Source organism: Halomonas sp. 707D4, assembly GCF_024158685.1.
GTDB lineage: Bacteria > Pseudomonadota > Gammaproteobacteria > Pseudomonadales > Halomonadaceae > Vreelandella.
The window spans coordinates 1-5,440 of the sequence record NZ_JAMZBD010000203.1 but is presented as its reverse complement, the minus strand read 5'-3'; the positions used below and the strand labels follow the sequence as shown (position 1 = coordinate 5,440).

The following is a 5,440-nucleotide window of genomic DNA, read 5'->3' as shown; positions in this document are numbered from 1 at the left end:
GCCACGTGGCCAAGTTTCTTTTCTACCGACTGCTGCAGGCGCTGTTCGTGCTGGTGGCGGTCACCCTGATCGTGTCGTTCGCGATTCGCCTGACCGGCGACCCCGCCGTCATGCTCGCCCAGGGCGCCGGCAGCATCACGGAAGCCGACCTTGAGCGCATTCGCGAGGCGCTGGGTCTCAACCAGCCGTTTCTGGTCCAGTACCTGAATTTCCTCAAGGGGCTGTTCACCGGCGACCTGGGCCGCAGCTTCATGGGCGGCACGCCCGTGGGCGATCTGATCGGCCGTGCGCTGCCGGCAACGCTCGCGCTGGCGTTCGCCTCGATGTTCGTCTCCATTGCGCTGTCGATTCCGCTGGGCGTCAAGGCGGCGGTCTCGCGAGGCCGGTGGCCGGATCAGGTGATTCGCGTCGTCTCGCTGGTGGGGCTCTCCTTTCCCAACTTCTGGCTGGCGATCATGCTGGTGCTGCTGCTCTCCATCACCTTCAACCTGCTGCCGCCCAGCGGCATGGAAGGCTGGCAGAGCTTCCTCATGCCGGCGGCCACCATGGGCATCATCCTGACCGCCACCAACGTGCGCCTGGTGCGCACCACCATGCTCGAAACCCTGCGTTCGCAGTACATCATGGTGGCCCGCGCCAAGGGGCTGTCGGACTCGGTGGTGCTCTACAAGCACGCGCTGCGCAACTGCTCGATCCCGCTGATCACCTACTTCGGCCTGCAGTTCGGCGGGCTTCTCGGCGGCATCGTGGTCATCGAGCGGGTGTTCAACTGGCCAGGGCTCGGCACGCTCGCCTTCGACGCCGTCGCCGCGCGCGACTATCCGGTGCTGCAAGGGGTGATCACGGTGCTGTCGCTCATGATCATCGCCATCAATCTGCTGGTCGACATCGCCTACGGCTTCGTCGACCCGCGCGTGCGCAAGAGCTAGGGGATTGCCATGACGATCAATGCACTGAAGCTCGAGCGCTTCAAGAGCTTCGAATTCATCATGGGGGCGCTGCTGGTCGGCGGTATCGGCTTTGCCGTGCTGTTCTCCGGCTGGCTGTTCCCCGACGGCGCCAGCGGCGTCAATCTCGCCATGCGCTTGACGCCGCCGATGGCCGACGGCAGCTTCCCGCTGGGTACCGATCCGCTGGGTCGCGACGTGCTGGCGCGGGTGATCATCGGCGGCGAGATCTCGCTCAAGGTCGGCTTCTATTCGGCGCTGGGCGCGGTGGTCCTGGGCATCGTCATGGGGCTTCTGTCCGGCTACTACGGCGGCTTCATCGACATGATCGTGATGCGCTTCGCCGACGTGCAGCTCGCCCTGCCGTTCATCCTGCTGGCGATCACCTTCATCGCGGTGATCGGCGGCGGGCTTTCCAACATGATCATCCTGCTGATCGTCTCCCAGTGGGTGCAGTACGCCCGCCTGGTGCGCGGCTCGGTGCTGTCGCTCAAGGATCGCGAGTTCATTCTCTCGGCCCAGGCGATCGGCGTGCGCGACTGGCGCATCCTGTTCCAGCACCTGCTGCCCAACCTGCTGGGCCCGGTGATCGTGCTGATGACCCTGAACGTGGCCAACAACATCCTGCTGGAAAGCAGCCTGACCTTCCTGGGCCTGGGCGTCGATCCGGTCATCCCAAGCTGGGGCGGCATGCTGGCCGAAGGCCGCACCTACCTGCAGACCGCCTGGTGGGTCAGCGTCTTCCCGGGCGTGGCGATCCTGCTCACGGTGCTGGGCCTGAACCTTCTGGGTGACTGGCTGCGCGACACCCTGGACCCGACGGGGCGGACCTCACGATGACCACGCTACTCGATACCACCTTCGAGCGCAGCGTCGAGGCGCTCGTCGCGCGCTTCGAACGCGAGCTCGCCCCCGGTGCCACCCTGGATGCCTGGGTGTTCGACGACCGCGCCGCTCGCGAGCACGCCGAGAAGGCGCTGGCAACGCGCGGCATTGAGGCGCGCTTTCGCAGCGCCTACAAGCCGCTGGTGCACTACGTGCTCGAGGAGCTCGACGCAGGTGGACTGCGCAGGCTGCACGTGCGCTACCCGGCACCTGCCGAGGCCCCCAAGCGCTTCGTGCTCGAAGCCTACCCGCTGGCAGGAATGCTGGACGCCGACGTCGCGCTAAGCTTCGAGGCCGTCGATTGCGCACCGTCCACGGCGCTCTATCACTACGAGCTGGCGCTCGGCTACGCGGATGGCCGCGAAGAGCAGGTTCGCATCGCCGCCCCCAATCGTCATCATCAGGACCACGTCGAGGCCTGGCAGCTCTCTCCCTGCGGCTGGGTCGCCTGGAAAAACGCCGACGGCGAAGGCGACAGCGCCTTCTACGCCTGCGACTACCCGGCACTGTTCGACGCGGCCATGCAGGCGGTCACCGGGGCCGAGTGGCCTGCCGAGCAGCCGTTCTTCGAGGAGCTCAACATCCGCGTCACCCTGCCCGCACAGGACACGCCGCTGCCCTTCGGCCTCGAGCACGTAAGCCTTGCCGAGGCGCTCCACGAGGAGCTCTACTTCTCGCTGCTGGAGGTGTACCAGCGCCTGGCAGGGCTGCCCTCGGGCGACCGTTCGATCCAGCCGGGCCAGATCGTGCCGGAGATCAAGACCCGCCCGGGCGCACCGATCTCGCTGGTCGTCACGCTCGCCCCGCTCGATAAGAGCGAGCCGGATGTCGTGGAAGACGAAGCGGCTCTTGCGCGCGTCGAGCGCCCCTTGAGCGCGGCGCGCATCCACGCCGAGCTCGACGCCCTCGGCGGCGAGACGCTGACCGCGGAGAGCCGCAGCGGGCGCACGCTCCACGCCCGCTATCGCCGGGGCTCCGAGCGCGCGGTGATGATCAGCGCCGCCCAGCACGCCAACGAGCCCTCGGGCATCGTCGGTGCGCTGCGCGCCGGGCAGGCGCTTGGTGCGAACCCCGCGGCCCACTTCGTGCTCTCGCCGCTGGAGAACCCGGACGGCTATCGCCTGCAGCAGCGGCTGGTCAGCGAGCAGCCGACCCACATGCACCACGCCGCGCGCTACACGGCCTTCGGCAGCGACCTGCAGGCGCAGCGCCCCGGCGGCGAGTTCGAGCTGGCCATTCGCGAGCGCGCCCGGGCCATGAGCGGTGCCGAGCTGCACATCAACCTGCACGGCTACCCGGCCCACGAGTGGACGCGCCCGCTGACCGGCTACGTGCCGCGCAACTTCGAGCTGTGGTCGATTCCCAAGGGTTTTTTCCTCGTCATTCGCTATCATCAAGGCTGGGAAACCCAGGCCGAGGCGCTGCTCGAGGCGGTGACCGCGCATCTGGCGACGGTCCCGGGACTGATCGACTACAACCGCCGCCAGATCGACGCCTTCGAGGCCCACGCCGGGCAGCTCGAGTTCGCCGTGCGTCACGACATTCCTTACCTCTTGACCCGGGACGACGCTCAGCTCACCCCGCTTCAGCTGATCACCGAGTATCCCGACGAGACGATCTACGGCGATGATTTCGTGATGGCTCACCAGGTACAGTACGAGACCATCATGAGCGCCTACCAGCGCTATCAGTCGATGACGCTGCCCTAGCGCACCGGCCGATGCATAAAGGAGAGTCAACAATGACCAACAAGCTCCCTCTGCTCAACTGCGACATGGGTGAAAGTTTCGGCAACTGGCACCTGGGAATGGACGCCGACGTCATGCCGTTCGTCGACTGCGCCAACATCGCCTGCGGCTACCACGCCTCGGACCCCCACGTGATGCGCCGCACCGTGGCGCTGGCCGCCGAACACGGCGTGCGCATCGGCGCCCACCCGGGCTACCCGGACCTGATGGGCTTCGGGCGGCGCTCGATGGCCTGCTCGGCAGCCGAGGTCGAGGACATGATCCTCTATCAGGCAGGCGCCCTTGCCGGCATCTGCCGCGCCGAAGGCGCCACGCTTGCCTACATCAAGCCCCACGGCGCGATGTACAACGACATGGCCGCCAACCTCGAATTGCTTGAAGGCGCGCTGCGCGCGGTCAAGGCCTTCGATGCCACGCTCCCCTTGATGGTGATGTCCACCGCCGATACCCAAGGCCAGCGCGAGCTGGCGGCGAAAATGGGTGTGACGCTGTGGTTCGAGACCTTCGCCGACCGCGCCTATGAGGCCAACGGGCACCTCGCCTCGCGAAGGCTCGAAGGCGCAGTGCATCACGACCGTGCCACCATTGTCGCCCAAGCTGAGAAGCTCGCCCGAGGCGAAGCGCTGACCGCCCGCGACGGCACGCCGCTGATACTGGCTTGCGACACGCTCTGCGTGCACGGCGACAACCCGGAATCGATCAAGGCGGTGCGCGCCATTCGTGACGCGTTCGACGCTCTGGAGCGCGCGTGAACCCACGTCTTGAAACCGCCGCGATGGACGCGATCACGCTGCGTCTTTTCGACACCATCGAAGAAGAGAACATGGCCTGGATCATGGCCGCAGACAGCGCCCTGCGCCACGCCTTCGGAGACGCCCTGATCGATCTGACGCCCTCCTACACGACGCTTTTGATCCACTACGACTGCACGCGGCTCTCGTTCTGCGAGGCTTCGAACAAGGCGCGTCGCGCGCTGGACGGCCTGCAGCCGGCAACGACGCAAAACGGCCAGCTTCACGAGATTCCCGTGTGGTACGACGAAAGCGTCGGCCCGGAGCTTCCCCTGGTCGCCAAGCGCGCGGGCGTGAGCGTCGAGGCGCTGATCCAGCGTCACTGCGCCCACGACTACTGCGTATTCGCCCTCGGCTTCGCCCCGGGCTACGGCTTCATGGGGTTGGTGGACGAGACGCTCGCCACGCCCCGGCTCACGACGCCTCGCAAGCGCGTGCCGGCGGGCAGCGTCGGTATCGCCGACCGCCAGACGGCGATCTACCCGCTGCTCTCCCCCGGCGGCTGGAACATTCTCGGGCGCACCGCGGTGCCGCTGTTCGAGTACGCCCGCCGCGGCGAGCCGCTCTTCAGCCCCGGCGACAAGGTGCGCTTCAAGGCGATCTCGAAGGCCGAGTTCGAGGCCGCCGGCGGCGACACCACGCCGATGGAGGAGCGCTCATGAAAGGATTACGTGTCATCCAGGCAGGCCCGCTCGCCCTGATCCAGGACAGCGGCCGCTTCGGGGTCAACCACCTGGGCGTCACCCAGGGCGGCGCCGCCGACTGGATCTCTCATCGCTGGGCCAACTGGCTTCTGGGCAACCCCGTGCACAGTGCCGCGCTCGAGATCGTGATGGGCGGCAATCTGACCCTCGAGGCCGAATGCGAGGTGACGCTGGCGCTGGTCGGAGCGGATCTCGACGCGCGCATCGACGACGCGCCGCTCGCGGCACAAGGCACCTTCACGATGAGCCCGGGGCAGCGCCTCTGCTTTCGCCAACCCAAGGGCGGGCTGCGCACTTACCTGGCGTTTCCCGGCGGGCTGGACGCGCCCGAGACGCTCGGCAGCCGCGCCTGCACGGTGCGCGAG

General features: G+C 67.3%; 5 protein-coding genes and 1 pseudogene. All 6 read left to right on the top strand.

Annotated features, from left to right (window positions below):
* Positions 1 to 5 precede the first annotated feature (5 nt).
* Entirely contained in the window at positions 6 to 929 is a 924-nt protein-coding gene (locus tag BIS11_RS09990; protein WP_253425988.1) for an ABC transporter permease, read from the top strand.
* A 9-nt stretch (positions 930 to 938) separates the two neighbouring features.
* Positions 939 to 1,787: an ABC transporter permease gene (locus BIS11_RS09985; RefSeq protein WP_253425990.1), complete on the top strand. Its 849-nt coding sequence runs from the start codon at positions 939 to 941 to the stop codon at positions 1,785 to 1,787.
* The gene (locus BIS11_RS09980; RefSeq protein ID WP_253425992.1) at positions 1,784 to 3,541 is read left to right on the top strand and encodes a peptidase M14; all 1,758 of its coding nucleotides are present in this window, start codon (positions 1,784 to 1,786) and stop codon (positions 3,539 to 3,541) included. The genes BIS11_RS09985 and BIS11_RS09980 overlap by 4 nt, the downstream gene beginning before the upstream one ends.
* Before the next feature lie 32 nt (positions 3,542 to 3,573).
* Positions 3,574 to 4,332 (top strand): 5-oxoprolinase subunit PxpA, encoded by a 759-nt coding sequence (locus BIS11_RS09975; RefSeq protein WP_253425994.1) that lies wholly within the window; start codon positions 3,574 to 3,576, stop codon positions 4,330 to 4,332.
* On the top strand, positions 4,329 to 5,033 hold the full coding sequence (locus BIS11_RS09970; protein ID WP_253586000.1) for an allophanate hydrolase subunit 1: 705 nt from the start codon (positions 4,329 to 4,331) through the stop codon (positions 5,031 to 5,033). Before BIS11_RS09975 ends, BIS11_RS09970 begins: the two co-directional genes overlap by 4 nt.
* Positions 5,030 to 5,440, top strand: a pseudogene (locus BIS11_RS09965) (allophanate hydrolase); the annotation flags it as partial. The gene BIS11_RS09970 and the pseudogene BIS11_RS09965, both read left to right, overlap by 4 nt.